Origin of the sequence: Bacillus sp. MYb56 (assembly GCF_002976445.1) — a bacterium.
Taxonomy (GTDB): Bacteria; Bacillota; Bacilli; order Bacillales; family Bacillaceae_G; genus Bacillus_A; species Bacillus_A mycoides.
This window is the reverse complement of the sequence record NZ_PCOH01000001.1, coordinates 324,566-351,436: the sequence shown is the minus strand read 5'-3', so window position 1 is coordinate 351,436 and position 26,871 is coordinate 324,566. Positions and strand designations below refer to the sequence as shown.

The window sequence follows — 26,871 nt, the reverse complement described above, 5'->3', positions numbered from 1 at the left end:
AAATAAAATTAAATTATATTTAAAATTATTTAACTAAAAAGAAGAGGCCATATAGAGTAGCTGAGAGTGTGCTACAATATATGGCCTCTTTGCTTAAGCGTTAAGTAAGTTAAAGAATCGATTTACATCTTCTTCTGAAACATCACTTAATTGTTTATATTTATAATTTGGATTTTGGTCTTTATCAACTACAACGGAGCGTACTCCTTCAAAGAAATCTTCATGTCGCATGAAGTTTTTAGCGAGTATAAGATCTGTCGCGAAACATTCTTCAACTGACTTTTCTTGGCCATCAATAAACTGTTTTAATGTTACCTTTAATGAAACAGGGGATTTGGATAATAGCTTTTCTTTCGTTGTTTGGGCAAATGGACTTTGATCTTTCTCTAACGATTGAATGATTCCCTCAATTGTATCGAATGCAAAATGCGAATTAATTTCTTCTACTGAAGAAGAAAGATTGCCATCTAAGTTTGGAGCAGTTGCAAATGTACGAATAACTTCTTTTAAATGAGTATGTACATCTTCTTTTTTCCAATTTACATTTTCAAGTGCGGTAAGGAAATTTGGTAATGAATCTGATGTCATAAAGTAATCAGCAGCGTTAATATATAATACATCAGGAGCTTTTAAAATAGATGCCGTTAAAGCAACATATCGACCAGTATATCCAGGCGCTTTATTTAAGAAATAAGCAGCACCGACATCCGGGAAGAAACCGATGTTCATTTCAGGCATTGCCCACTTCGTACGCTCTGTTACAATTCGATACGTCGCTCCATTTGTCAGACCGACACCACCGCCCATTACAATTCCATCTAAACAAGCGATAATTGGTTTTTTGTATTGATAAATAAATGTATCAATTTCATATTCTTCTTCAAAAAACTGCTCTGCATGTTGTAATGCAACTTCGTTAGAACGTGCTTCGTATAGCGTTTTAATATCACCACCTGCACAAAAACCTTTCGTCCCAGCTCCTTTTAAAACGATGAGTTCAATACGCTCATCTTGCTCCCATTCTTTAAGTTTTTGCCCAATTGGTTGTAACATGTCATAGGATAAAGAATTAAGTGCTTTTGGACGGTTTAAAGTAATAGATGCAACGCCGTTTTCGCTAACAGAAAATAAAACGTGTTCAGTCATTATAAATCCTCCCTTACTTATCTTTCTATTCTTATTTCTTGATACATGCTGAAATGTCCTCTATAATTTTTGTCTAAATTAGGTGCTTAGTGTTAGTACTTATCGCATATTTTGACGAGTTATATTTGCAGGATTTCAGAGAATGAAGAGGAATATTACAACATTACTGTAAGTGCTATTATTTGAAAATGTCGTGTTGAAGGCGCTATTATATGTATAACTTATATTGAGTTAGTATACGTGGTGTAAATTAAAGAGTGGATGTAGAAAAAGTTAAAAGGCTGAATTATCTAACTTTTAAAGAGCGCGGGGTTTGTATATAATTAGAAATAGAGAAAGGAGAGATCGGAATGCCAGGACCTTTACTATTGTCGGTTATTATTTTGTCATCTCTTATGGTAGGAATTACACAGTATTTTCATCATACAGATACGACAGAAGAAGTGAAGGCTAAGGTACGTCTCGTGTTTCCGATTTTTATAATATCTATTTCCATATGCTTTTTATTAAATAAAGATGGGTATGTTGTGGCCGTATTTGCGTTTTTTGTAGCGATTGTCTTAATAACTGTATTGTACTACGTTATGAAAGAGTACTTACAAAAATAAGGATGCCTGAAAGGGCATTTTTATTTTTGTAGATTAATAATTTCACATACCGTATTTCATATAAAAAAACATAAAATATTTATAATTAAAAAAGTATGTGCATCCCGGTGTATTTACTTGTCAATCTTGCATGACCACTATACTATTAAAATGTAGAGATTAGAAAAAAGGGGTTGTATCTAGCATGAAATTTGAGATGCATACAAAAATTATTTCAAATGAAAAAGAAGTAAGATTACATATAGAAGATAATTTATTTCAATTAATTTTAGATGGTTATCATCTATTTACTATTCAAGAAATATTGCCTTTATATAAATCAAACGAAGAAAGAATCGGTAGTGCAATTGTCCAAAAGTTAGAATGGGAGAACGGAAAAACTACACTAAACTATCAGCTTGTTTCACTACAATCAGTAAACTAAAAGGAGAAGGGTAATATGAAGTTTTTTCATACAGCGGATTGGCATTTAGGTAAGCTTGTTCATGGTGTATATATGACTGAAGATCAAAAAATTGTGTTAGATCAGTTTGTACAAGCTGTTGAAGAGGAAAAACCGGATGCTGTAATTATTGCAGGAGATTTATATGACCGAGCAATTCCACCTACAGAAGCAGTAGACTTATTAAATGATGTATTACAAAAGATAGTTATTGATTTACAAACACCAATAATCGCAGTTGCAGGAAACCACGATAGTCCGGACCGCATACATTTTGGTAGTAATTTAATGAAAAAACAAGGATTACATATTGTTGGACAATTCCAGTTTCCATACAATCCCGTTGTTTTAAATGATGAATACGGAGAGGTTCATTTCCATCTCGTTCCGTATGCAGATCCAAGTATTGTTAGACATATATTGAAAAATGAAGATGTTCGTTCTCATGATGATGCGATGCGTATTTTTATGAACGAACTCTCTGAAACGATGGATAAAGAAGCGAGACACATATTTGTAGGACATGCATTTGTAACTTCTTCAGGAGAGGCAGAGGAAAATACGAGTGATGCGGAACGACCACTTTCAATTGGTGGTGCTGAATATGTAAATAGCCATTATTTTGATAAATTTCATTACACGGCGCTTGGCCATTTACATCAAGCGCATTTTGTACGTAATGAGACAATTCGTTATTCAGGTTCACCACTTGCATATTCTATTTCTGAAGAAAAGCATAAAAAAGGATATTATATTGTGGAACTGGATGAAAAAGGTGAAACAACAATTGAAAAACGTTTACTTACACCACGTCGTAAAATGCGTACAGTAGAAGCGAAAATAGACGATTTATTGCTTCATCCAGTGAGTGAAGATTATGTATTTGTGAAATTATTAGATGAAAATCCTGTCTTGCAGCCAATGGAAAAAATACGTTCTGTATACCCAAATGCAATGCATGTTGAAAGATCTATTCAAAGACGAGAGTTCACAGATGAAAATGAAGTAACTGTTTCAAGACATAAAACGGATGATTTATCTCTTTTAAAAGCATTTTATAAAGAAATGAAAGGGCTAGATCTATCAGAAGAGAAAGAACGTCTATTTTTAGATGTTTTGCAAACAGTGCAAGAACGGGAAGGTGAGCGAGGATGAGACCGATTCAGCTTATAATGACCGCGTTTGGTCCATATAAACAGAAAGAAGTAATCGATTTTAAAGATCTTGGTGAGCATCGTATTTTCGCTATTTCTGGAAATACAGGAGCTGGAAAGACAACGATTTTTGATGCAATTTGTTATGTATTATATGGAGAAGCTAGTGGAGAAGAGCGCAGTGATACTAACATGCTTCGTAGCCAATTTGCTGATGATGATGTTTATACAAGTGTGGAATTAACTTTTCAATTAAAAGGAAAAAGTTATGAAATTAAACGACAACTGGGCCATAAAAAACAAGGAAATAAAACAATTACAGGACATGCAGTCGAATTATATGAAGTAATTGATGAGGAGAAAGTTCCATGTGTCGATCGTTTTCATGTAACGGATGTAAATAAAAAAGTTGAAGATTTAATTGGATTAAGTAAACATCAATTTAGCCAAATTGTCATGTTACCGCAAGGAGAGTTCCGAAAATTATTAACATCTGAAACGGAAAATAAAGAAGAAATACTACGCCGCATTTTTAAAACAGATCGTTATAAATTAATGCGTGAGATATTAGATCAAAAGCGTAAACAATGGAAAGACGTCTTACAAGAAAAACAAAAAGAACGTGAGCTATATTTCCGTAATGTATTTAAATTACCAATACGTGATGGGGCATTATTAGAGACATTAGTGGAGCAAGAGCATGTAAATACACATCAAGTAGTAGAGGCATTAGAACAAGAAACAAATTGGTACAATGCAGAGGTTGAGCAATTACACTTAGAACAAAATGACAAAACGAAACAATTAAAAGAAGCAGAGGCACGTTTTCATGCAGCAAAAGCTGTAAATGAGAAATTCAAAGATTTAGAACAAAAGAATGAGAAGTACAGTATTTTACAAGAAAACCGTGCCGTAATCGAAATGAAAGAAAAATCTTTTAAACATGCGGAACAGGCGAAGCGATTATTACCATTTGAGCAATGGCATGAGGAAGCGATGCAATATGAACAGCAGTCTGAAAGTTTGTTAAAACAGATAATCGCAAAAAAAGAGCATATAATGAACAGTTTTGCACTTGCTCAGGAGAAATATGAAGCATTAAAGAATAAGGCATCCGAGCGAGAAAATGCTAAAAAACAAGTTCAAAGACTAGAAGAGTTACAGCCAATTATTGCATCATTAGCTGAGAAAAAGTTAAATTTGCAAAATGCTGAAATTCACATAGGAAAATTAAAAGAAGGTATGCAAAAGTTAGATGAACAACTAGAAGCGTATAAAAATGAAAAACAAAGAATGTCTGGCGAATTACAGCAATTAGAAGCAGCGCTTGAACAATATGTAGCTAAAGTAGAAGAACTAACGAATATGCGAGAAGATGCAAAAGTATTAAAGCAGGCATATGATGTATGGCAAGAAAAACAAAAATACGAGCTAGAAAAAGAAAGTGCGTTTCATAAGATGCAACAGGCAGTTAGTACATATGAAAATATGGAACGCCGCTGGTTAAGTGAACAAGCTGGTATATTAGCTCTTCATTTACATGATGGTGAATCTTGTCCAGTATGTGGTAGTATGGACCACCCGAAAAAAGCTACAGAGCAAAGTAATGCAATTGATGAAAAAGAGTTAAATGAGCTAAGAGAAAAGAAAACTATTGCGGAAAAATTACATGTTCAATTAGAAGAAAAGTGGAATTTCTATCGAGTTCAATATGAACAAGTGATAGAAGAAGTGCTAAAGCGAGGCTATCGCTCAGAAGAATTAGTAGAAACATATAGTGCGCTCGTTCAAAAAGGAAAGCAATTAGCAGCAGAAGTTAATGCGTTAAAAGCAAGTGAAGAAACGCGTAAGCAAATTGCTGTGAATATAAAAAGCGTAGAAGAAAAAGTAGAAGAACTCCAGAAACAAAAGCGTGAAGTAGAAACTGTGCAGCACCGTACTGAAATGGAGTGTATGCAGCTTCGTACGTCATATGAACATGATAAGCAAAATATTCCGGAAAGCTTGCAAACGGTACAAGCTTGGAAAGTACAGTTTGACCAAGCTCTGCAAGAACTTAGGTTAATGGAAGATGAATGGGAGAAAGTACAAGAGGCGTATCAACATTGGCAAAATGAAAATATACGTATTCAAGCAGAACATGATAATGCTTCTAATCAATTTAATAGTGCAAAAGAGAAGAAAGAAGAGACGTTCACACGCTTTATGAAAGAGCTAGAACAAAGCGGATTTACAGATCAATTAACATATAAAGAATCCAAATTAAATGATGCTGAGATGGATAAGTTACAACAAGAAATCCAAAGTTATTACTCATCTCTAGAAGTACTTACAAAACAAATTGAAGAATTAAAAGCAGACTTAAAAGATAAAGAGTATATGGACATTTCTTCATTAGATGAGCAAGTGAAAGAATTGGAAATTAGCCTTGATATTATTAAAGAAAAACGACAACGTGCTCAAAACGCCGTATCATATATTACGGATTTACATGAAAATATTAAACGAATTGATGAACAAATTCATGAGGAAGAAAAAGCATTCCAAGAACTTGTTGATTTATATGAAGTAATGAAAGGGGATAACGATAGTCGTATATCCTTTGAACGTTACATCTTAATTGAGTATTTAGAACAAATTGTTCAAATTGCGAACGAACGACTACGTAAATTATCAAATGGACAATTTTATTTAAAACGAAGCGAACGAGTTGAAAAGAGGAATCGACAAAGTGGATTAGGATTAGATGTATATGATGCATATACAGGTCAAACCCGAGATGTAAAAACATTATCTGGCGGTGAGAAATTTAACGCATCACTTTGCTTAGCACTTGGAATGGCAGATGTAATTCAAGCGTATGAGGGTGGTATTTCCATCGAAACGATGTTTATCGATGAAGGATTCGGCTCATTAGATGAAGAGTCATTAACGAAAGCAGTTGACGCCCTAATCGACTTGCAAAAATCAGGTCGCTTTATCGGTGTAATTTCACACGTTCAAGAACTGAAAAATGCAATGCCAGCTGTATTAGAAGTAACGAAGCAGAAGGATGGGTGTAGTCAGACGAGGTTTGTGGTGAAATAAGCTTGTCAAATTGAAAGTATCTATCCTTACTTTGAACATTGTACCAAATTGTTATAACGTTTTTTCAATTAAGTTCAAATGAATTTAATAATGTTTTTATATAAAGCCGTCTCTATAGTAGAGGCGGCATCTTTATTATTTAAAGGAATGAATGATGCAATTATGAATCATTTGAAGAAGGTGGCGTATTTGCCAAACGATTATAACTTTTAAAGGCTGAAATTGCAGATATAACACCACCTGTTAAAAATAAAGCTGAACCACCAACTAAAATAATACGACTGACATATGTTTCACGAGCTTCTTCAACTTGTTCTTGTGACGGTGTTGGCATATAAAGTCCCCCTCAATATTAATGTGTTTTGCAATAGTATATACAAACGCCTAAAATATGTTAAAATCACTGGATAGTGTTATGAGGAAGTATATAGTTAGATGTGAATTGTTTGAAAAATCTTCATTATAAATTTATGCTAACTTCACATAGAGCACAAATTGAAATTGTATTATGTATATGTACCAAATAGATGAAATTGTATAGTATTGCTGTTTTTAAATAATCAAAATCCTATTATTTCTATATAAGGGTCTTAATTGTATATTTAGAGATAATATTTTATTTAGAAGCAGATTTTAATAAAAAGGAATTCAAATAAAAGGGGAATGTCTTATGACAACATATACGAGCGAGATAAAAAAAAGTTTAGTAACTGAAGAAGATGTGGATATTTTAAAAATAATGGCGCATCCAATACGATTACAAATTGTAAATGAATTAAGTGCACGCAAAACTTGTAATGTAACACAATTAACAGAAATATTAAATATTCCTCAATCGACTGTTTCGCAGCATTTATCAAAAATGAAAGGTAAAGTGCTAAGAGCTGAGAGAAGAGGGTTAGAAATTTATTATTATATTAATAATTTAAAAGCAAGCAAGATTGTTAGTGTTTTAGGATATGTAAATTAATGAATTGTTATTATACAAAATAGCCTCCGCTGTTAAGCAGGGGCTATTTTGTATTGTATTGTTTTATTTATTTGCATTTAAAATTTTATAGTTTTTATGATTTACAATTGTTCGGTCAAATTCAAAAGTACCACCGCTTACATCTGTGACTTCAACTAAGACCGATTCAGTGTATAGTTTTAGTACAGATGCTGTGATCTTTAAGTTATTTCGTTGAAATAGTATAGTATCGCCTACGTTTGCTTTCATAGTACCTCCTTATAAAAGTCAGAAATGTTTGTTTATTATATATATTAAACCACGTATAGATATATTAGTGAATGTTTAGTTTTATTTATCAATAAAATATTTGTTGTTTAATAAAAATTAAAGTGCAAAATTATGTAAATGAATTATATATTTTCTGTTTTTATGTAGAAAATTGTAAAAAACGTTGTACTTTTGTATGTTTCGTTAGAAAAACAAGATATACGGAAGTGGAAATGGTGGGATTTTTGATTACAAGCATTGTAACGAGAAGCCAGATTACAAGACTATTAAATGATTTGTATTAAGAAATATAGACGCAACATGTTATAAAGCTGGGGAGTTAAAAAGAATATGGTGTTTTTTTGTTTATATAGGATAATCAAAATTTTGAAGTCCAGCCATGGTGTAACAGGGCGCATAACTTTGTATAAAAGAGGATATGAAAACACACATAAGTCGTATTGATGTAAAACATTATAAAAACTACTACGTATTTAACAAGTAGTTTTTTGTATTTCACCCTTCGTTTTCTGTAACTGATTCCATATTTTTGACGCTCCATCTTGTAAGTGCTTACATAAGCGAAAACATCCTATACAATGAAGTTGTTAAGTCGAATGAGGTGGCGAAAATAAAAATAAAAAAAGCATATTTAGCGAATAGCATTGAAATAGAAAGAGGAGGAGAGATGGTATGAAAAAATCATCGGTTAATCCATGGCTTGTTGTCCTTGGAACAGTCATAGTACAAATGGGGCTTGGTACGATATATACATGGAGTTTATTCAATCAGCCCTTAGTGAGTAAATACGGTTGGAGTCTTAACGCTGTTGCTATAACTTTCTCAATTACTAGCCTGTCTTTAGCGTTTTCAACTTTGTTTGCGAGTAAATTGCAAGAAAAATGGGGACTTCGTAAACTTATTATGATAGCTGGACTAGCATTAGGAATTGGATTAATACTTAGTTCACAAGCTTCCTCATTAATATTGCTTTATGTACTAGCAGGGGTTGTTGTAGGTTATGCAGATGGTACAGCATATATCACTTCATTATCCAATTTAATAAAGTGGTTTCCAAAGCGTAAAGGTTTAATTGCTGGTATTTCTGTCTCTGCATATGGTTCAGGTAGCTTAATTTTTAAATATATTAACGCACAGTTAATTGAATCAGTTGGTGTATCACAAGCGTTTATATACTGGGGTTTAATTGTTACAGCTATGATTGTCCTTGGCGCTTGTTTAATCCATCAAGCTGCAGATCAAGGAGCAGTTCATGAAACAAAAACTCAGGAATATACAACGAAAGAAATGTTGGGCACAAAACAAGTATACTTATTATTTATTATGTTATTTACATCATGTATGAGTGGCTTATACTTAATTGGTATGGTAAAAGACATTGGTGTTCAACTTGTAGGGCTTAGCGCAGCGACAGCAGCTAATGCGGTGGCTATGGTTGCAATCTTCAATACATTAGGTCGTATTATTTTAGGACCGTTATCAGATAAAATCGGCCGTTTAAAAATCGTTACTGGTACATTTGTTGTTATGGCAGCGTCAGTCTTGGTTTTAAGTTTCGTAGATTTAAATTATGGTATCTACTTCGTATGTGTAGCAAGTGTAGCGTTTTGCTTTGGTGGAAATATCACTATTTTCCCAGCTATCGTTGGTGATTTCTACGGTATGAAAAACCATAGTAAGAACTACGGAATTGTGTATCAAGGATTTGGATTTGGAGCGCTCGCTGGTTCCTTTATCGGTGCAGTTCTAGGTGGATTCAAACCAACTTTCATGGTGATCGGCGTATTATGTGTCGTATCATTTATTATCGCACTTTTAATCCAAGTGCCTAAGCAGAAAAAAGAAAAAGAAGAAGAGTATCGCAGTGTAGCGTAAGTATATAAATCTTCTTTAACACTATGTTTACTAAAAAGCACCCTATTTAATAGGGTGCTTTTTTATGAATTACAACATGTGGAATTTTCTAGAGGCAAAAAAATGAGTAAAGTATCCGTTTGGATTATATTGGAATATCATAAATTGATATATTATATTCGAAATACTTATTAAATCTTAAATTATAAACACGACATGCATCGGTAATTGCAAGATATACTTTCTTGATATTTTCAGAAAAATGTTGAGAAAATATATACTTGAGTTTTTGGTAAGGCTTTGTAAATGAAGGTATCTAAAGTTTATCTTCTTCAATTTTAAAAAGAGGAGTACGAATTAAATTTTTTAATGTAAGTACTTATTAATGCTTTTAGATGTAATTGTATTGAGAAGTACTAAAATATTTTATCTGAAAAATAAAAATAGGTTGACAAGTTTGTTGAGAAAGATTATCATTTCGATGTAAGAATATTAAATGAAAAACATTATCAATGAATAATATTTTGATGAAAAGTACACTTGACCAATTAGTTTAGTAAGTGTATTATTTTTTACATTGATAGTGATAATCGTTATCATTATTGCTATTTGTTTAATTAGATTAATTTTCAAATGAAAGGATAGAGGAAATGAACTTAGGGGAATTTGATGGAAAAACGGTTTTAGTAACAGGTGCAGCTCAAGGTATAGGCAGTGTTGTTGCCAAAATGTTTTTAGAAAGAGGAGCTACAGTTATTGCGGTTGATCAAAATGAAGAGGGGTTAAACGTACTCTTAAATGAAAATGAATTAAATGAAACACGTATGAAAATATTTCATTTAGATGTGAGTGATAGTACCGCTGTTGAAGATATGGTAAACGGTATTGAAAATGATATAGCACCAATAGATATATTAATAAATGTTGCAGGGATATTACGTATGGGACCAATTCACTCTTTAAGTGATGAAGATTGGAATAAAACCTTCTCTGTAAATTCTACAGGAGTTTTCTATATGTCTCGAGCAGTAAGTAAACATATGATGCAAAGAAAGTCAGGGGCAATTGTTACAGTTGGTTCAAATGCGGCAAATACTCCGAGAATGGAAATGGCTGCGTACGCTGCATCAAAAGCCGCAACGACAATGTTTATGAAGTGTTTAGGGTTAGAGCTTGCAGCATACAATATTCGCTGCAACTTAGTTTCTCCTGGTTCTACTGAAACTGAAATGCAAAGATTACTATGGGCTGATGAGAATGGAGCTGAAAATATAATTGCTGGTTCTCAAAATACATATAGACTCGGTATTCCGTTACAAAAAATTGCACAACCTTCAGAAATTGCTGAAGCAGTATTGTTTTTAGCTTCTGATAAAGCGAGTCATATTACAATGCACAATTTATGTGTCGATGGCGGAGCTACATTAGGAGTTTAATAAAAAATTCAGGAGGTTATTATACTATGAATGAACTTACAGCCGTAAAGGAACTGTCAGAAAAACTTTTAGAAGATTATAAGACAGAATCTTCATTCTTTTTCGCTTCACCAACTCGAACAATATTAGCAGAAGGAGAGTTTACTACAGTAAAACATCGTGAAATTGAAAGCTTTCCAGAACTTGTACAAGCGGTATTAAGTAATGCAAAACAAGCCGGAAATCCGAATCCTATCGCTGTTGGTGCTTTGCCCTTTGATCGTAGAAAAGAAGTTCAACTTATCGTACCAGAACATAGTAGAATTACTGAGCGTTTACAGTTAGAGACGACAAATGAGATAAAACGAAATGAGAAACTGACATTTGAAATGACACCGGTTCCAGCTCCTGAAGTTTATATGGATGGTGTGAAGCAAGGAATAGCAAAAATTCAGGACGGAGATTTAAGGAAAATCGTTATATCTAGATCATTGGATGTTAAGTCTTCCGAGAAAATTGATCAACAAAAACTACTTCGTGAATTAGCGGAACATAATAAGCACGGCTACACATTTGCTGTTAATTTGCCGAAAGATGAAAACGAGTACAGTAAGACGTTAATTGGAGCAAGTCCTGAATTACTTGTTTCACGTCATGGTATGCAAGTAATTTCTAATCCGTTGGCTGGCTCAAGACCACGAAGTGAGGATCCAGTAGAAGATAAAAGAAGGGCAGAAGAATTACTTTCTTCTCCAAAAGATTTACATGAACATGCGGTAGTAGTTGAAGCGGTTGCCGCTGCGCTTCGCCCTTACTGTCATATATTACATGTTCCAGAAAAACCCTCAGTTATTCATAGTGAAGCAATGTGGCATTTGTCTACGGAAGTGAAAGGTGAACTAAAGGACCCAAATACGTCTTCTTTAGAATTAGCAATTGCTCTTCATCCTACGCCAGCAGTTTGCGGAACTCCAATGGAAGAAGCGAGAGAGGCTATTCAAAAAATTGAGCCATTTGACCGTGAATTCTTTACAGGAATGTTAGGGTGGAGCGATTTAGATGGAGATGGCGAATGGATTGTTACAATTCGTTGTGCTGAAGTGCAAGAGAATACACTTCGCTTATATGCAGGTGCTGGAGTTGTTGCTGAATCAAAGCCAGAAGATGAGTTAGCAGAAACATCAGCTAAGTTCCAAACAATGTTGAAGGCTTTAGGGTTAAGAGATAATTCGCTGAATGAAAAATAGGGGGAAGAAAGAATGTTAATAGGTTATACGGAATGGCCAAAAGAATTTGCCAATCGCTATCGAGAAGAAGGGTGTTGGCTTGGAGAAACATTTGGTTCGATGTTAAAAGAACGTGCTGAAAAATATGGGGATCAAATTGCGGTTGTAAGTAGTAATACGCATATAACGTATAGTGAACTTGATAAAAAGGTAGATCGCTTAGCTTCAGGTTTACTGAATTTAGGAATAAAGAAAGAGGACCGAGTTGTAATCCAGTTACCTAATATTATAGAGTTTTTCGAAATATGCTTTGCGCTATTTCGCATTGGAGCACTTCCTGTTTTTGCACTACCTTCTCATCGCAGTAGTGAAATTAGTTATTTTTGCGAGTTCGGTGAGGCGAGTGCTTACATTATTTCAGATAAGGCTCTCGGCTTTGATTACCGAAAACTAGCAAGAGAAGTGAAAGAGAAAGTTCCCGCTTTACAACATGTAATCGTAGTGGGGGAAGAAGAAGAATTCGTGAACATAACTGATCTTTATATGGATCCGATTCCGTTACCAGAAGTTCAGCCAAGTGATGTTGCGTTTCTCCAATTATCAGGAGGGACGACAGGACTTTCTAAATTAATTCCTAGAACACATGATGACTATATTTATAGTTTACGTGTTAGCGCTGACATTTGTAATTTAAATGCAGAAAGTGTCTATATGGCAGTTCTTCCAGTAGCACACAATTACCCGATGAGTTCTCCAGGGACATTTGGAACTTTTTATGCGGGTGGAAAAGTAGTATTGGCAACTGGAGGTAGTCCAGATGAGGCATTTGCTCTTATAGAAAAAGAAAAAGTTACGATTACAGCGCTCGTTCCACCATTAGCAATGATTTGGCTTGATGCAGCATCTTCCCGTAACGACGATTTATCGAGCCTGCAAGTTATTCAAGTAGGAGGTGCGAAATTTAGTGCCGAAGTTGCGAAGCGTATTCGCCCTACATTTGGATGTACGTTACAGCAAGTGTTCGGTATGGCAGAAGGGTTAGTAAATTACACAAGATTAAATGATCCTGAAGAAATCATTATTCATACGCAAGGTAGACCGATGTCTACATTCGATGAAGTAAGGGTTGTTGATGAAAATGATAACGATGTAAAACCCGGTGAAGTAGGAAGTTTATTAACAAGAGGGCCATATACAATTCGTGGTTATTATAAAGCGGAAGAGCATAATGCACGATCATTTACAAAGGATGGATTTTATCGTACAGGAGATCTTGTGAAAGTAAATGAACAAGGTTACATCATTGTAGAAGGAAGAGATAAAGATCAAATTAATCGTGGCGGTGAGAAGGTTGCTGCGGAAGAGGTTGAAAATCATCTATTAGCACATGATGCAGTACATGATGTAGCAATTGTATCTATGCCTGACGATTATTTAGGAGAACGCACTTGCGCTTTTGTTATCGCTCGTGGACAAGTCCTAACTGCAAACGAATTAAAAATGTTCTTAAGAGAACGTGGTATAGCAGCTTATAAGATTCCAGATCGAATTGAATTTATTGAATCATTCCCACAAACAGGTGTTGGAAAAGTAAGCAAAAAAGAATTACGTAAAGTCATTGCTGAAAAACTTATTACAGTAAAACAATAATAAAAATCGGAAGGAAGTGATTAGATGGCTATCCCATCTATTTCAGTATATAAAATGCCAATTGAATCAGAACTACCAAAAAATAAAGTGAATTGGACGCCAGATCCGAAACGTGCGGTTCTTCTAATCCATGACATGCAAGAATATTTTCTTGATGCATATAGCGATAAAGAATCGCCAAAAGTAGAACTAATTTCAAATATTAAGGTGATAAGAGAAAGATGCAAGGAACTTGGTATACCAGTTGTTTATACAGCACAACCTGGTGGACAAACGTTAGAACAACGAGGGTTATTACAAGACTTTTGGGGTGACGGTATTCCTGCTGGACCAGATAAAAAGAAAATTGTCGATGAGCTTACTCCAGATGAGGATGATATATTCCTAACCAAATGGAGATATAGTGCATTTAAAAAGACGAATCTATTAGAAATTTTAAATGAGCAGGGAAGAGATCAACTTATTATTTGCGGTATTTATGCGCATATTGGCTGCCTTTTAACAGCTTGTGAAGCATTTATGGATGGTATAGAGCCATTTTTTGTAGCAGATGCAGTTGCTGATTTTTCGCTAGAGCATCATAAACAAGCATTGCAGTATGCATCTAATAGATGTGCAGTAACGACATCAACAAACTTACTATTAAAAGATTTACAAAGTGTAAAAAGCGATGAGAGTGAAGGAATCACTTTACAGAAAGTACATGAACTAGTTGCACAACTACTCCGTGAGCCAGTAGAGAGTATTGAAGTTGATGAAGACTTATTAAATAGAGGACTTGATTCGGTCAGAATTATGAGTTTAGTAGAGAAGTGGCGCCGCGAAGGGAAAGAAATCACTTTTGCAGATTTAGCAGAACGTCCAACTGTTGATGATTGGTACCGTTTACTATCTTCACAAGCAGCACAAGTGCTGTAACAAATAGACTACATAATAAAGGGGTAGTAAAGAATGCCTAATAGTCAAAAGATTCGCCATTCGTTATCATCTGCGCAGTCTGGTATGTGGTTTGCGCAACAATTAGATCCGCTTAATCCGATTTATAATACTGGGGAATATATAGAAATAAACGGAAATATTAATCATGAAATTTTCGAGTTAGCTGTACGTAAAGTGGTAAAAGAAGCAGAAGCACTTCATGTTCGTTTCGAAGAGGATGAAATTGGCCCATGGCAAGTTATTGAGGAATCGTCAACGTTTCATATGCATTTTATTGACGTTCGTAAAGAGGGAAATCCTGAAGAAGCTGCTAAAGTATGGATGAAAAATGATTTATCTGTACCGATAGATTTAAAAGAAGATAAATTATTTACTGAAGCACTTATTCAAGTTGAAAATAATCGTTTCTTTTGGTATCAGCGCATCCATCACATTGTGATGGATGGCTATGGATTTTCACTTCTTAGCCAAAAGGTAGCGAATGAGTATACATCACTTATAGAAGAAACAAATAAGAATGAAAAGCCATTTGGTTCTCTTGCCAAAATTGTACAAGAAGATAATGAGTATCGTGAATCTAAACAATTTCAGGAAAATCGTACTTTTTGGCTAGAAAAGTTTGCAGATGAACCGGAAGTTATAAGTTTAGCAGAACGAGCGCCGAGAACATCAAATGGATTTTTACGAGAAACTGCTTATTTATCAAATGCTAGTACGAAAACTTTACTAGAAGATATTAATATTTCGTTAACGAGTTGGCCCGAATTTGTTGTAGCTGTAACAAGTATTTATATGCATAAATTAACAGGTGCAAATGATATTGTTTTAGGTTTACCGATGATGGGGCGTCTTGGTTCTGTATCTATTCATACACCTAGCATGGTAATGAATTTAGTTCCACTTCGTCTAAAGTTAACTCCAAATATAACTTTTGTAGAATTAATACAGCAAGTTTCTAAAGAAATTCGAGACGTACGTCGTCATCATAAATATCGTCATGAGGAATTAAGAAGAGACTTAAAGTTACTAGGTGAAAATCAAAGGTTGTTTGGGCCGTTAGTGAATGTTATGCCTTTTGATTACGGGCTTAACTTTGCTGGAAATCGTGGTATTACACATAATTTATCAGCAGGACCTGTCGATGACTTATCGATTAATGTATATAAGCGCTTCGATGAAAATGAGTTAATGATTCATTTTGATGCGAATCCGGAAGTATATAACGGCGCGGAACTAGCATTGCATAAAGAAAGATTTATGAATCTATTAGAATTAGTGATAAATAATTATCATAAAGACGAGCCGATTGGAAAAATAAACATTACTCTTCCTGAAGAAAATCATAAAATTTTATTGGAATGGAATGAAACGAAGAAAGCTGAAGAGCTAATTAATCTACCTATATTATTTGAAAAACAAGTACAAAAAAATCCAAATAAAATAGCAGTTACTTGTAACGGGATAAAACTTACGTATAAAGAGCTAAATGAACGAGCGAATGAACTAGCACACTATTTATTAGAAGAAGGAATAGAAGTAAATCAGTTTGTAGCCTTAGTATTTCCAAGATCAATAGAAATGGTAGTTAGTATGCTAGCAGTTCTAAAGGCTGGTGCAGCGTATTTACCGATAGATCCAGAATACCCAGCCGAGCGAATTCATTATATAGTAAATGATGCAAATCCAGTTTGTATCATAACACATTCATCTGTTTCATCTACTTTAGTTATAGAAAATGATATTAAAAAAATCATATTAGATAGCGAAGAAACGAAAATAGCGTTAAAAACATATTCTCATATGAATTTACCATTTAAAAATGATGAATCACTTTTAAACCAAGCTTATACAATTTACACTTCAGGATCAACTGGAAATCCAAAAGGTGTAATTGTTCCTATGAAAGGTTTAAGTAACTTCTTATTAGCTATGAAAGATATGTTTTCATTAAATGAAAACGATCATTTATTAGCAGTTACAACGTTTGCGTTTGATATTTCTGCTCTAGAAATTTATTTACCTCTTATTAGTGGTGCAAGTTTAACAATTGCACAAAAAGAGGTAATCCAAGAGCCTTCTGCGTTAACGACATTGTTACAAGAAGAAAGAGCGACAATTATGCAAGCTACACCGACGCTCTGGCAGGCTTTAATAACTGAATATCCAGAGAGGTTACAAAGGCTAAACGTACTCGTTGGCGGTGAAGCTCTTCCGGCACATTTAGCAAATAAATTAAAAGAATTAGGTTGCTCTATAACTAACTTATATGGACCAACTGAAACGACTATTTGGTCTACTTTCATAAATATTGATGACAGTGAAAATGGTATACCTCCTATTGGAAGACCAATTTGGAATACAGAAGTGTACGTTTTGGATGCAGGGTTACAGCCTGTTCCACCTGGAGTTATCGGTGAATTATATATTGCAGGAGAAGGACTTGCGAACGGATATTTAGGAAAACCAGCGTTAACGGCTGAACGGTTTGTTGCAAATCCTTATGGAAAAGATGGAGCACGTATGTACCGCACAGGTGATCTTGTGAAGTGGCGTAAGGATGGTGTGTTAGAGTACATTAGTCGCGCGGATCATCAAATTAAAATTCGCGGTTTCCGAATTGAATTAGCTGAAATTGAAACGGTATTACAACGACATGAAAATATACAACAAGCAGTGGTAATGGTACGAGAAGATCGTCCAAATGATAAACGAATCATTGCGTATATCGTTGCCGAAGAGAAGGAACCAATTAATCTTTCGGAAATTCGTTCTTATGTTTCAGAAAGTTTAGCGAATTATATGGTGCCATCGGCATTTGTTGTGCTAGAAGAATTACCATTAACACCAAATAGTAAGGTTGATAGAAAGAAATTACCTGCTCCTGATTTTAATGGAATGAACAATGAGAGAGTTGCTAGAAATCCGAAAGAAGAAATATTATGTGATTTATTTGCTGAGGTACTTGGTGTTTCGCGAATTAGTATAGATGATAATTTCTTTGAAATGGGTGGCCATTCGCTTCTTGCATCTCGTTTAATGGCAAGAATTCGTGAAACGTTAAGTGTAGAATTAGGAATCGGAAAGCTATTTGAATCACCAACTGTCGCTGAATTAGCGAACCAGTTGGATCGTGCAAAAAGCGCAAGACCAGCTATTAAGAAAGTAAGTAGGCCAAATGAAGTTCCACTTTCATTTGCACAGCGCAGGTTATGGTTCTTAAATTGTTTAGAAGGTCCAAGTCCTACTTATAATATTCCGTTAGTCATTCGTATGTCTGGAAAATTGAATGAGGAAGCACTGCAAGGTGCCTTTTATGATGTAGTTGAGAAACATGAAACACTTAGAACGATTTTCCCGAATTCACTTGGCAGTTCATATCAAAGAATTCTAGAAATGGATAAATTGAATTTAAAAATGATTATAACAAATACATGTAAGGATGAATTAAAAAGTACACTGTCTGAAGCTGTAAGATATAGCTTTAATCTTGATACCGAACCAGCAATTCGTTTGCAACTTTTTAAAGTGAGTGAAAACGAACATGTTTTACTAATTCTTTTGCATCATATTGTAGGAGATGGATGGTCATTACAAGCGTTAACGAGAGACTTTACAGCGGCTTATAAAGCACGATGTCAAGGTGATAGTGTTCAACTAGAAACCCTTCCAGTTCAATACGCAGATTATTCACTATGGCAACAACAGCTATTAGGTGATGAAACAAAACCAGACAGTATTATTTCAACACAATTAGATTTTTGGAAAGAAGAGTTAAAAGGTTTACCAGATCAAATGGAGTTACCTACAGATTACCAGCGCCCAATTGAAACTAGTTATCGCGGGGAAACAATTCATTTTCATTTAGATGAAGGTATGCATAGTAGGTTAGTGGAGCTCGCTCGTAAAAATGGAGTTAGTTTGTTTATGGTGTTGCAAGCAGGACTAAGTGCCTTATTTACAAGATTAGGTGCTGGAACTGATATACCATTAGGTAGTCCGATTGCTGGAAGAAACGACGATGTACTCACGGATATAGTTGGTTTATTTGTAAATACATTAGTGTTACGCACAAATACATCAGGAGATCCAAGTTTTAAAGAATTATTAAATAGAGTGAAACAGGTAAACCTTGCAGCTTATGAAAATCAAGATGTTCCATTTGAACGACTTGTTGAAGTGTTAAACCCAGTACGAACTCGAAATAGTCATCCGCTGTTTCAAGTTATGTTAGCTTTCCAAAATACGCCAGAAGCAACGTTTAATGTACCGGATTTAGAAGCGAGCCTTGAAATTCAAAGTGTTGGTTCTGCAAAATTTGATTTAACATTTGAAATTAGCGAGAGTAACAGAGTTGATGGTACTCCAAACGGCTTACACGGATTGTTAGAGTTTAGTACCGATTTATATAAACGTGAAACGGTTCAAAAACTAATAGAACGATTCATTCTATTATTAGATGATGCAGAGAAACATCCGGATCAATCAATTGGTAGATTAGAAATATTAACTTTAGCAGAGCGAAATACAGTTTTAGAAAAGTGGAATGGTGGTTTTCAAATTGTACCTGAAATGACATTGCCACAATTATTTGAAAAGCAGGCTCATGTAAATCAAAATTCTATTGCTGTTGTCTTTGAAGATGAAAAGCTAACTTATGAAGAGTTAAATAGAAAAGCGAATAAAATAGCTCGTTTGTTAATAGCGAAAGGAATCGGTCCTGATCAACTTGTTGCTTTAGCGATGCCGAGATCTTTAAATATGGTTGTAAGCTTACTTGCTGTTCTTAAAGCTGGTGCGGGATACCTTCCGTTAGATCCGGATTATCCGTCAGATCGTATCTCATTTATGCTACACGATGCGAAACCATCATGTGTTTTAACAAATTCAGATGTGGAAATTGAATGTGATGAGGCACTAAAGATTTTAGTTGATGATGTGAACGTAATAGAAGAAATTGAGAAATATAGTGAAGACAATATAGATGAAATGGAGCGCATGAAGCCGTTATCTCCTTCACATATTGCTTACGTTATTTATACGTCAGGCTCAACAGGTAGACCGAAAGGGGTTATGATACCTCATCAAAATGTAGTAAGACTTTTAGGCGCAACTGATCATTGGTTCCAATTTGACGCAGACGATGTGTGGACGATGTTCCATTCATACGCTTTTGATTTCTCGGTTTGGGAAATTTGGGGACCTTTATTATATGGAGGGCGTTTAGTTGTAGTACCACATACTGTAAGTCGCTCGCCGAAAGAATTTTTACAGCTTCTTGTTAAGGAAAAGGTTACTGTTTTAAACCAAACTCCATCAGCGTTCTATCAATTGATGCAAGCAGATCGTGAAAATGAAGAGGTTGGTCAAAAATTATCTTTACGATATGTTGTTTTTGGCGGAGAAGCACTTGAACTAAGTCGATTAGAAGATTGGTATAGTCGTCATCCTTATAACGCACCGAAGCTTATTAATATGTACGGAATAACGGAGACGACGGTACATGTTAGTTATATTGAATTAGATGAAAGTATCGTATCTTTACGAGCAAATAGTTTAATCGGGTGCAGTATACCGGATCTTAAAGTATACGTATTAGATAACTATTTACAACCGATGCCACCTGGAGTAGTTGGAGAAATATATGTTGCAGGTGCAGGGCTCGCTCATGGATATTTAGGAAGAGCAGGATTAACTGCTGAACGTTTTATCGCAGATCCATTTGGTAAGCCAGGTACAAGAATGTATCGTACAGGAGACCTAGCGCGCTGGCGTCAAGATGGGACGTTAGATTATATAGGACGTGCAGATCATCAAATTAAAATTCGTGGATTCCGAATTGAATTAGGGGAAATAGAAGCGGTAATAATGAAACATCCTAAAGTTGAACAAGTAGCTGTTATTGTACGGGAAGATCAACCAGGGGATAAACGATTAGTTTCTTATATCGTCGCATCAAATAATGAAACGATCGATACGAATGAAATGCGTCAGTATGTTGGAGGTAGTTTGCCAGATTATATGGTTCCATACGCTTTTGTAGTAGTAAATGAGTTACCTTTAACCCCAAACGGTAAATTAGATAGAAAGGCATTGCCAGCTCCAGAATTTATTGCATCATCTTCTAGCCGCGGACCGAGAACACCGCAAGAAGAAATGTTATGTGACTTGTTTACAGAAGTTTTAAGTGTGTCTCAAATTGGAATTGATGATGGATTCTTTGATCTTGGTGGTCATTCACTTCTTGCAGTGCAGCTGATGAGTCGCATTAAAGAGGCACTTGGAGTTGAACTAAATATCGGAACTTTATTTGCAGCACCTACTGTTGCAGGGCTTGCTGAAAGACTTGAAATGGGGAATGGTCAAAGTGCACTTGATGTGTTGCTTCCATTACGAGCAAGCGGAGATCAATTACCACTATTTTGTGTACATCCAGCAGGTGGATTAAGTTGGTGCTATGCAGGACTTATGAAATCTTTAGGAACAGATTATCCAATCTATGGTGTACAAGCACGTGGTATCGCTGAAAATGAAGAACTTCCAAAAAGCTTAGAGGAGATGGCGGCGGATTATTTAAAACACGTTCGTGAAATACAGCCTCACGGACCATATCGTTTACTCGGATGGTCGCTTGGAGGAAATGTTGTTCATGCTATGGCGGCGCAACTTCAAAATGAAGGGGAAGAAGTAGAATTACTCGTTATGCTTGATTCGTATCCTGGTCACTTCTTACCGAATACGGAAGCACCTACTGAAGAAGAAGCGTTAATCGCATTACTTGCTTTAGGTGGATATGATCCAGATAACATGGATGGTAAACCACTTACTATGGAAAGTGCGGTTGCAATACTTCGCAAAGATGGAAGTGCATTAGCAAGTCTTGAGGAAGAGACTATTTTAAACTTGAAAGAAACATATGTAAATTCAGTAGGGTTGTTAGGGAAATATGTGCCAAAAGTTTATAACGGGGATATTTTATTCTTTAGATCTACTGTTATACCAGACTGGTTTGATCCTATTTCTCCAAATACGTGGCTAAATTATTTAGACGGGGAAATCGTGCAGCATGACATTGATTGTAGACATAAAGATTTATGTCAGCCAGGTCCACTTACAGAAATTGGACAAGTGCTAGCGAAATATTTGCAGAATAAGAAAGGGGTAAGTAAAGTATGACGAATCCATTTGAAAATGATAATTACACATATAAAGTATTAATGAATGAGGAGGGCCAGTATTCTCTCTGGCCTGCCTTTCTCGATGTACCAATTGGATGGAATGTCGTACATGAAGAAGCTAGCAGACAAGTTTGCTTAGAATACGTTGAAGTTAACTGGAATGATTTAGAGCCGAAAAAAAATCAAATTAGCGAAAAAATATTAGTAGGAAAACAATAATGAAAGTAAAAATAAATCCAAAAGTAGTTGTAAGCATCGTTTATATAACAGCGATGTTTATGGCTGCGATGGATGCAACGATTGTGAATGTAGCACTGCAAACGATAAGCAAAGAACTGCAAGTGCCCCCATCTGCAATGGGGACTGTAAATGTTGGGTATTTAGTTAGCTTAGCTATTTTCCTTCCGATTTCTGGTTGGTTAGGAGATCGCTTTGGTACGAAAAAAGTATTTTTAACTGCCCTTTTCGTTTTTACAATTGCATCTGCACTATGTGGAATTGCTAATGATATTACTTCATTAAACATTTTTCGTATCATTCAAGGTGCTGGTGGCGGACTTTTAACACCAGTCGGGATGGCGATGTTATTCCGAACATTTTCACCAGAGGAAAGACCAAAAATTTCTCGATTTATTGTACTTCCAATTGCTGTAGCACCAGCGATCGGACCAATTATTGGTGGTTTCTTTGTAGATCAAATGTCTTGGCGCTGGGCATTTTATATTAATCTGCCGTTTGGCATCATTGCGTTGCTATTTGGACTTCTATTTTTAGCAGAGCATATTGAAAAATCGGCTGGTCGTTTTGATTCTCTCGGTTTTGTTCTTTCAGCACCAGGTTTTGCGATGCTCATCTATGCACTCAGTCAAGGCCCGTCAAAAGGTTGGGTTTCTCCAGAAATAATTAGTATTGGGATAGCTGGGATTGTATTACTTACATTGTTTATTATTGTAGAACTTAAAGTAAAGCAACCGATGTTAGATTTACGCTTATTAAAAGAACCGGTCTTTAGAAAAATGAGTCTTATTTCGTTGTTTTCATCAGCTGGTTTACTAGGAATGTTATTTATTTTTCCGCTTATGTATCAAAATGTAATAGGAGTTTCCGCGCTGGAGTCGGGTCTTACTACATTCCCAGAGGCGATTGGATTAATGATTTCTTCGCAGATTGTACCATGGTCATATAAGAAATTAGGAGCTCGAAAGGTAATCTCTATTGGATTAGTAAGTACGGCGGTTATCTTTATTTTATTAAGTTTTGTAAATCATGATACGAATCCATGGCAAATTCGGGCACTATTGTTTGGCATTGGTATTTTCTTAGGCCAATCTGTCGGTGCGGTTCAATTTTCTGCTTTTAACAATATTGCACCACCTTCTATGGGTAGAGCAACTACTATATTCAATGTGCAAAACCGATTAGGATCAGCAATAGGAGTTGCTGTTTTAGCTAGTATACTATCTGGTTTTGGAAGTAATAACGTACAGAATAATGCACAGTCAGATTTCTTACCATATCAAGCAGCATTAATTGGATCAGCAATATTTTTACTCATAGCATTACTATTTTCTTTACGTATTTCTGATAAAGAGGTAATGTCAAAGAAGAATAAAAAGCTGTTATCTGTATTACAAAAAGAGAAAGAAGTTGTAAATGAATGAGTTGCAGCATGCTAATACTCTTTTGAAATAAAGTAATATTGGCATTTAAAAGGAGAGAGTTTACATGATAGAGAGTAAAGTTGTAGATTCTGTACCAACTCTTAATGAGAATAGTTGTCAAATATGGTGGGCAAGAATTTCAGATTTACAATCATGGCATTACAATTTACTAAATGATGTAGAGCGAGAGAAAGCAAATTCATATCATCATTCGGCAGACCGTGCGCGTTTTATAATAGGGTGTGTAATTAGTAGATTAGTACTTGGAAAGGTACTTTCTATGTCGCCAGTCCAAGTGCCAATTGATCGAATGTGCCCAGTATGTAAATTACAACATGGCAGACCACAGTTACCAGAAGGTATGCCGCAAATATCAGTCTCACATTCGGGTGAGTGGGTTGTTGTTGCATTTACTAAATCTGCACCTGTTGGTGTTGATGTTGAGCAAATGAATCCAAATGTAGATGTTATGAAAATGGCAGAGGGCGTATTAACAGACATTGAAATAGCACAAGTTATGAAGTTACCTGATGAGCAGCGACTAGAAGGGTTTTTAACATATTGGACTCGAAAAGAAGCAGTGCTGAAAGCGACAGGTGAAGGACTATTGATCCCACCAGTAGAAATTACAGTATCAGCTCCAAATGACCCTCCAAAATTGTTGATTTTTAAAGATAGACAAGAGTTAGCAGAAAATACAATGATGGAAGATGTAAGACCTAGTTTAGATTATATGGCTTCCATTGCAATATTTAGTAAAGAAGTAACTGAAATTATGCAGTTAGACGCGGGATTGCTATTAAATCATCGTTAATTTTTAATAAAATTTCTTATAGAAGAGGTGTTCCTCATGTTAGTAGCGGAAAATAGAAAAACTGAATTAACTTATAATGTACAGGCAATTAAAGATATGTTGTTTTCTAGAAATACGTCATCTATTCTAGCTTTAGAAAAACTTGTAAAAGATACAGTTCAATTTGATGTACTTGAACAGGAAGCGCTCGATAGACAATACATTCCGAAAGAAGCACAGAATTTCTTTGATAAAAACGGAACATTTCTTTATCGCGTATCTAATGTTAGTTATAAAGGTAAGGTGTTATCTGAAAATCTAATTTTTGCAGACACTTCGTTTTTACCGGATACAATAAAGAGTGAATTAGAGAGTGGAAATATTCCTGTTGAAAACCTTATAGAAAAGATGGAAGTAAGAAGAAATGTATTATATGAAGGATATCAGCCATCTGGAAATATTATCGAATTGTTTGATGGATGTTCTGTTGCGGCGAATGTTTATCCAACTAGAAAATATCAAATTGTAAGTAACTGCAAATGTGTATTTTATATTTGTGAAGTGTATCATGCAGAGAATATAAAGGAACTGCTTAAATAAGAACTAAACAATAAACAAGAAACCAGCCTATAAAATGGCTGGTTTCTTGTTTATTTAACAGCTTCTTTTAATTCTTTTCCTGCTTTAAATGCTGGAACTTTACCAGCAGCAATCTGAATTTCTTCTCCAGTTTGCGGATTACGCCCTGTACGAGCAGATCTTTCACGCACTTCAAAAGTTCCAAAGCCGATTAGTTGCACTTTATCGCCAGATTGTAATGCATTAGCAATTGTGTCAAATACGGATTGTACAGCTGCAGAAGCATCTTTTTGAGAAATATCAGCTGATTGTGCTACATTTTTAACTAATTCTGTTTTGTTCATGTTTTCACCTCATAAAAAATTTTTTAGAATGAATGTTTTAGTATAATGGTTAGTAAAGATAAAGCTAACTTTGTGATTAGAAAGAATGCTGTATATTTATGTTAATTTCGTTGAAAGAAACTGAATCCCTGCTAATATTTAGGGATTAATTAAGAATTGATGCATACAACAAGCTGTAATATGAGGATGAGGGGGAATATACGGATGATTTTTCGTGAAAAGAATGAGAAAGAAAGTATATTAATTCGTCAACATGATCATGGTTTTTTAGCTGGTGAAATTGCAAGACATATAATAGAAGATTTTTTTGAAGATAAAATATACTTAAAAGAGACAATTGATGCTATATATGAGCATGATAGAGGATGGATAGAGCTTGATAAAGTACCAATTTTGAATGATACTAAAAATATTCCATATACATTTATGGATTGTCCAAGTTCATTACGCTTTGTTTTTTATACGATTGGTTTGAATGCAATTGAAGAGTCAAATCCATACGGGGCGCTACTTTGTAGTAAGCACTTTTTATCATTTTCATTAAATGAGGAAGATGAAGAGATGATGTCTTTTTATAAAAATGAATTGGAACGACAAAAAAGAATTTTGAAAACGTTAACAAAAGAACAATATGCGATGTTTGATAAACATTATAGATTATTAAAGTTTTGTGATGAACTTTCTTTATATGTATGTATGAATAAACCTGGTGTAAAAAAGAAAGATGAAATTGATTTATTTAAAGAGGGTTTTGAAGGAACAGAAATGTTTAATAGTAAGGGGGAGAAGCCTATTCAAGCTGAATGGGTGGATGAAGAAACAATTCAAATTACATCGTTTCCATTTAAAACGGAATTTTATACATATGTAAAATATAAAACTATAAATAAACATGAAGTTAAAGAAAAAGGGATTGTAAAAGCTGATAGAGAATCGGAAATGAAGAAGCAAAACATTCGTTTCATACAATAAGGAGGAGATTTAGATTGAAAGATTACATGTTAAAACAGTTTGATTACCATGCTTGGGCTAATACACGATTATTCAACCGACTAAAAGAGTTACCAAACTATGAGACAATTTTTAATGAACAGATACAGAGTGTATTCCCATCAATTAAGGATACTTTTGTACATATTTATATTACAGATCAAGTGTGGTTACACATATTGCATGGTAAAAGTATGAATGAAGTAATACAAGACCGAGAAAAATTACGAAAACAAATCGAAACTAAATCGTTACATGAATTAGAAAAAATGTTTGAAAACATGGCAAATCAATATAAAGAATTTTTAAGTAGAATACAAGACGTAAATACTGTATTTGTTATTGAGAACCCATATGCAGGTGCATTAGACACTTCCATTTTAGAGTTAGTGCAACACGTCGTAAATCATGGTACATATCATAGAGGGAATATAACAGCAATGATCCGTCAACTTGGTTATTCATCTACAATGATGGATTTTGTACTTTATTTACATATGGTTCAGGAGGGAAAGGAATTGAAATAGAGAAAAAAGGAATGGCTTATTATAAATGAGCCATTCCTTTT

21 protein-coding genes are annotated in these 26,871 nt (G+C 34.8%); 17 read left to right on the top strand and 4 right to left on the bottom strand.

What is annotated here, in order from left to right; translation table 11 throughout:
• Positions 1 to 93 precede the first annotated feature (93 nt).
• A complete protein-coding gene (locus CQ058_RS01695) occupies positions 94 to 1,146 on the bottom strand; it encodes an enoyl-CoA hydratase/isomerase family protein (protein WP_002065275.1) in 1,053 nt (350 codons plus the stop codon).
• 350 nt (positions 1,147 to 1,496) lie between these two features.
• Between CQ058_RS01695 and CQ058_RS01690 the strand changes: the two genes are divergently transcribed.
• From CQ058_RS01690 to CQ058_RS01675, 4 genes are all read left to right on the top strand, one after another.
• Entirely contained in the window at positions 1,497 to 1,754 is a 258-nt protein-coding gene (locus tag CQ058_RS01690; RefSeq protein WP_002012747.1) for a hypothetical protein, read from the top strand.
• 184 nt (positions 1,755 to 1,938) lie between these two features.
• The gene (locus CQ058_RS01685) at positions 1,939 to 2,178 is read left to right on the top strand and encodes a DUF2584 family protein (protein WP_002085739.1); all 240 of its coding nucleotides are present in this window, start codon (positions 1,939 to 1,941) and stop codon (positions 2,176 to 2,178) included.
• A gap of 15 nt (positions 2,179 to 2,193) precedes the next feature.
• Positions 2,194 to 3,351: an exonuclease SbcCD subunit D gene (locus CQ058_RS01680; RefSeq protein ID WP_002012752.1), complete on the top strand. Its 1,158-nt coding sequence runs from the start codon at positions 2,194 to 2,196 to the stop codon at positions 3,349 to 3,351.
• Positions 3,348 to 6,437: an AAA family ATPase gene (locus CQ058_RS01675; RefSeq protein WP_002189537.1), complete on the top strand. Its 3,090-nt coding sequence runs from the start codon at positions 3,348 to 3,350 to the stop codon at positions 6,435 to 6,437. The genes CQ058_RS01680 and CQ058_RS01675 overlap by 4 nt, the downstream gene beginning before the upstream one ends.
• 160 nt (positions 6,438 to 6,597) lie before the next feature.
• On the opposite strand, the gene CQ058_RS31665 is transcribed toward CQ058_RS01675, so the two are convergent.
• The gene (locus CQ058_RS31665; protein ID WP_002157923.1) at positions 6,598 to 6,771 is read right to left on the bottom strand and encodes a hypothetical protein; all 174 of its coding nucleotides are present in this window, start codon (positions 6,769 to 6,771) and stop codon (positions 6,598 to 6,600) included.
• A gap of 336 nt (positions 6,772 to 7,107) precedes the next feature.
• On the opposite strand from CQ058_RS31665, the gene CQ058_RS01665 reads away from it, so the two are divergent.
• Positions 7,108 to 7,407, top strand: a complete 300-nt coding sequence (locus CQ058_RS01665) for an ArsR/SmtB family transcription factor (protein ID WP_002012759.1) — start codon at positions 7,108 to 7,110, stop codon at positions 7,405 to 7,407.
• 63 nt (positions 7,408 to 7,470) lie between these two features.
• Here the strand turns inward: CQ058_RS01665 and CQ058_RS01660 are convergent, their stop codons facing one another.
• The gene (locus tag CQ058_RS01660) at positions 7,471 to 7,656 is read right to left on the bottom strand and encodes a YkvS family protein (RefSeq protein ID WP_002012762.1); all 186 of its coding nucleotides are present in this window, start codon (positions 7,654 to 7,656) and stop codon (positions 7,471 to 7,473) included.
• 693 nt (positions 7,657 to 8,349) lie between these two features.
• Between CQ058_RS01660 and CQ058_RS01655 the strand changes: the two genes are divergently transcribed.
• The 10 genes from CQ058_RS01655 (at position 8,350) to CQ058_RS01605 (ending at position 24,990) form a co-directional block, all read left to right on the top strand.
• Positions 8,350 to 9,552, top strand: a complete 1,203-nt coding sequence (locus CQ058_RS01655; protein ID WP_002085734.1) for an L-lactate MFS transporter — start codon at positions 8,350 to 8,352, stop codon at positions 9,550 to 9,552.
• A gap of 629 nt (positions 9,553 to 10,181) precedes the next feature.
• Positions 10,182 to 10,967 (top strand): 2,3-dihydro-2,3-dihydroxybenzoate dehydrogenase, encoded by a 786-nt coding sequence (gene dhbA, locus CQ058_RS01645; protein WP_002189539.1) that lies wholly within the window; start codon positions 10,182 to 10,184, stop codon positions 10,965 to 10,967.
• A gap of 26 nt (positions 10,968 to 10,993) precedes the next feature.
• The gene (gene dhbC / locus CQ058_RS01640; RefSeq protein ID WP_105589402.1) at positions 10,994 to 12,193 is read left to right on the top strand and encodes an isochorismate synthase DhbC; all 1,200 of its coding nucleotides are present in this window, start codon (positions 10,994 to 10,996) and stop codon (positions 12,191 to 12,193) included.
• Positions 12,194 to 12,205: 12 nt separating this feature from the next.
• Positions 12,206 to 13,822 (top strand): (2,3-dihydroxybenzoyl)adenylate synthase, encoded by a 1,617-nt coding sequence (locus tag CQ058_RS01635; protein WP_002192926.1) that lies wholly within the window; start codon positions 12,206 to 12,208, stop codon positions 13,820 to 13,822.
• Between the two features lie 24 nt (positions 13,823 to 13,846).
• The gene (locus CQ058_RS01630; RefSeq protein ID WP_002012770.1) at positions 13,847 to 14,740 is read left to right on the top strand and encodes an isochorismatase family protein; all 894 of its coding nucleotides are present in this window, start codon (positions 13,847 to 13,849) and stop codon (positions 14,738 to 14,740) included.
• Positions 14,741 to 14,773: 33 nt separating this feature from the next.
• Positions 14,774 to 21,934 carry an amino acid adenylation domain-containing protein gene (locus CQ058_RS01625; RefSeq protein WP_105589401.1) on the top strand — a complete coding sequence of 2,387 codons (7,161 nt, stop codon included), beginning with the start codon at positions 14,774 to 14,776 and terminating at the stop codon, positions 21,932 to 21,934.
• A complete protein-coding gene (locus tag CQ058_RS01620; protein ID WP_000184075.1) occupies positions 21,931 to 22,155 on the top strand; it encodes an MbtH family protein in 225 nt (74 codons plus the stop codon). The genes CQ058_RS01625 and CQ058_RS01620 overlap by 4 nt, the downstream gene beginning before the upstream one ends.
• Positions 22,155 to 23,597 (top strand): MDR family MFS transporter, encoded by a 1,443-nt coding sequence (locus CQ058_RS01615; protein WP_002141686.1) that lies wholly within the window; start codon positions 22,155 to 22,157, stop codon positions 23,595 to 23,597. The genes CQ058_RS01620 and CQ058_RS01615 overlap by 1 nt, the downstream gene beginning before the upstream one ends.
• A gap of 64 nt (positions 23,598 to 23,661) precedes the next feature.
• The gene (sfp, locus tag CQ058_RS01610) at positions 23,662 to 24,411 is read left to right on the top strand and encodes a 4'-phosphopantetheinyl transferase Sfp (RefSeq protein WP_002141687.1); all 750 of its coding nucleotides are present in this window, start codon (positions 23,662 to 23,664) and stop codon (positions 24,409 to 24,411) included.
• A gap of 36 nt (positions 24,412 to 24,447) precedes the next feature.
• A complete protein-coding gene (locus CQ058_RS01605; protein WP_002141688.1) occupies positions 24,448 to 24,990 on the top strand; it encodes a hypothetical protein in 543 nt (180 codons plus the stop codon).
• Between the two features lie 50 nt (positions 24,991 to 25,040).
• On the opposite strand, the gene CQ058_RS01600 is transcribed toward CQ058_RS01605, so the two are convergent.
• Positions 25,041 to 25,313: an HU family DNA-binding protein gene (locus CQ058_RS01600; RefSeq protein WP_002012780.1), complete on the bottom strand. Its 273-nt coding sequence runs from the start codon at positions 25,311 to 25,313 to the stop codon at positions 25,041 to 25,043.
• Positions 25,314 to 25,517: 204 nt separating this feature from the next.
• Here CQ058_RS01600 and CQ058_RS01595 point away from each other — a divergent pair, with 204 nt between their 5' ends.
• Positions 25,518 to 26,285, top strand: a complete 768-nt coding sequence (locus tag CQ058_RS01595; RefSeq protein WP_002085720.1) for a DUF3891 family protein — start codon at positions 25,518 to 25,520, stop codon at positions 26,283 to 26,285.
• A gap of 14 nt (positions 26,286 to 26,299) precedes the next feature.
• Positions 26,300 to 26,830, top strand: coding sequence for a DinB family protein (locus CQ058_RS01590; protein ID WP_002189543.1), 531 nt, complete (start codon positions 26,300 to 26,302; stop codon positions 26,828 to 26,830).
• Positions 26,831 to 26,871: the final 41 nt, after the last annotated feature.

What these genes read in the sequence shown, in the direction of transcription:
- CQ058_RS01695 (WP_002065275.1), bottom strand. Translation starts at nt 1,146, where the DNA reads ATGACTGAACACGTTTTATTTTCTGTTAGCGAAAACGGCGTTGCATCT.
- CQ058_RS01690 (WP_002012747.1), top strand. Translation starts at nt 1,497, where the DNA reads ATGCCAGGACCTTTACTATTGTCGGTTATTATTTTGTCATCTCTTATG.
- CQ058_RS01685 (WP_002085739.1), top strand. Translation starts at nt 1,939, where the DNA reads ATGAAATTTGAGATGCATACAAAAATTATTTCAAATGAAAAAGAAGTA.
- CQ058_RS01680 (WP_002012752.1), top strand. Translation starts at nt 2,194, where the DNA reads ATGAAGTTTTTTCATACAGCGGATTGGCATTTAGGTAAGCTTGTTCAT.
- CQ058_RS01675 (WP_002189537.1), top strand. Translation starts at nt 3,348, where the DNA reads ATGAGACCGATTCAGCTTATAATGACCGCGTTTGGTCCATATAAACAG.
- CQ058_RS31665 (WP_002157923.1), bottom strand. Translation starts at nt 6,771, where the DNA reads ATGCCAACACCGTCACAAGAACAAGTTGAAGAAGCTCGTGAAACATAT.
- CQ058_RS01665 (WP_002012759.1), top strand. Translation starts at nt 7,108, where the DNA reads ATGACAACATATACGAGCGAGATAAAAAAAAGTTTAGTAACTGAAGAA.
- CQ058_RS01660 (WP_002012762.1), bottom strand. Translation starts at nt 7,656, where the DNA reads ATGAAAGCAAACGTAGGCGATACTATACTATTTCAACGAAATAACTTA.
- CQ058_RS01655 (WP_002085734.1), top strand. Translation starts at nt 8,350, where the DNA reads ATGAAAAAATCATCGGTTAATCCATGGCTTGTTGTCCTTGGAACAGTC.
- dhbA (WP_002189539.1), top strand. Translation starts at nt 10,182, where the DNA reads ATGAACTTAGGGGAATTTGATGGAAAAACGGTTTTAGTAACAGGTGCA.
- dhbC (WP_105589402.1), top strand. Translation starts at nt 10,994, where the DNA reads ATGAATGAACTTACAGCCGTAAAGGAACTGTCAGAAAAACTTTTAGAA.
- CQ058_RS01635 (WP_002192926.1), top strand. Translation starts at nt 12,206, where the DNA reads ATGTTAATAGGTTATACGGAATGGCCAAAAGAATTTGCCAATCGCTAT.
- CQ058_RS01630 (WP_002012770.1), top strand. Translation starts at nt 13,847, where the DNA reads ATGGCTATCCCATCTATTTCAGTATATAAAATGCCAATTGAATCAGAA.
- CQ058_RS01625 (WP_105589401.1), top strand. Translation starts at nt 14,774, where the DNA reads ATGCCTAATAGTCAAAAGATTCGCCATTCGTTATCATCTGCGCAGTCT.
- CQ058_RS01620 (WP_000184075.1), top strand. Translation starts at nt 21,931, where the DNA reads ATGACGAATCCATTTGAAAATGATAATTACACATATAAAGTATTAATG.
- CQ058_RS01615 (WP_002141686.1), top strand. Translation starts at nt 22,155, where the DNA reads ATGAAAGTAAAAATAAATCCAAAAGTAGTTGTAAGCATCGTTTATATA.
- sfp (WP_002141687.1), top strand. Translation starts at nt 23,662, where the DNA reads ATGATAGAGAGTAAAGTTGTAGATTCTGTACCAACTCTTAATGAGAAT.
- CQ058_RS01605 (WP_002141688.1), top strand. Translation starts at nt 24,448, where the DNA reads ATGTTAGTAGCGGAAAATAGAAAAACTGAATTAACTTATAATGTACAG.
- CQ058_RS01600 (WP_002012780.1), bottom strand. Translation starts at nt 25,313, where the DNA reads ATGAACAAAACAGAATTAGTTAAAAATGTAGCACAATCAGCTGATATT.
- CQ058_RS01595 (WP_002085720.1), top strand. Translation starts at nt 25,518, where the DNA reads ATGATTTTTCGTGAAAAGAATGAGAAAGAAAGTATATTAATTCGTCAA.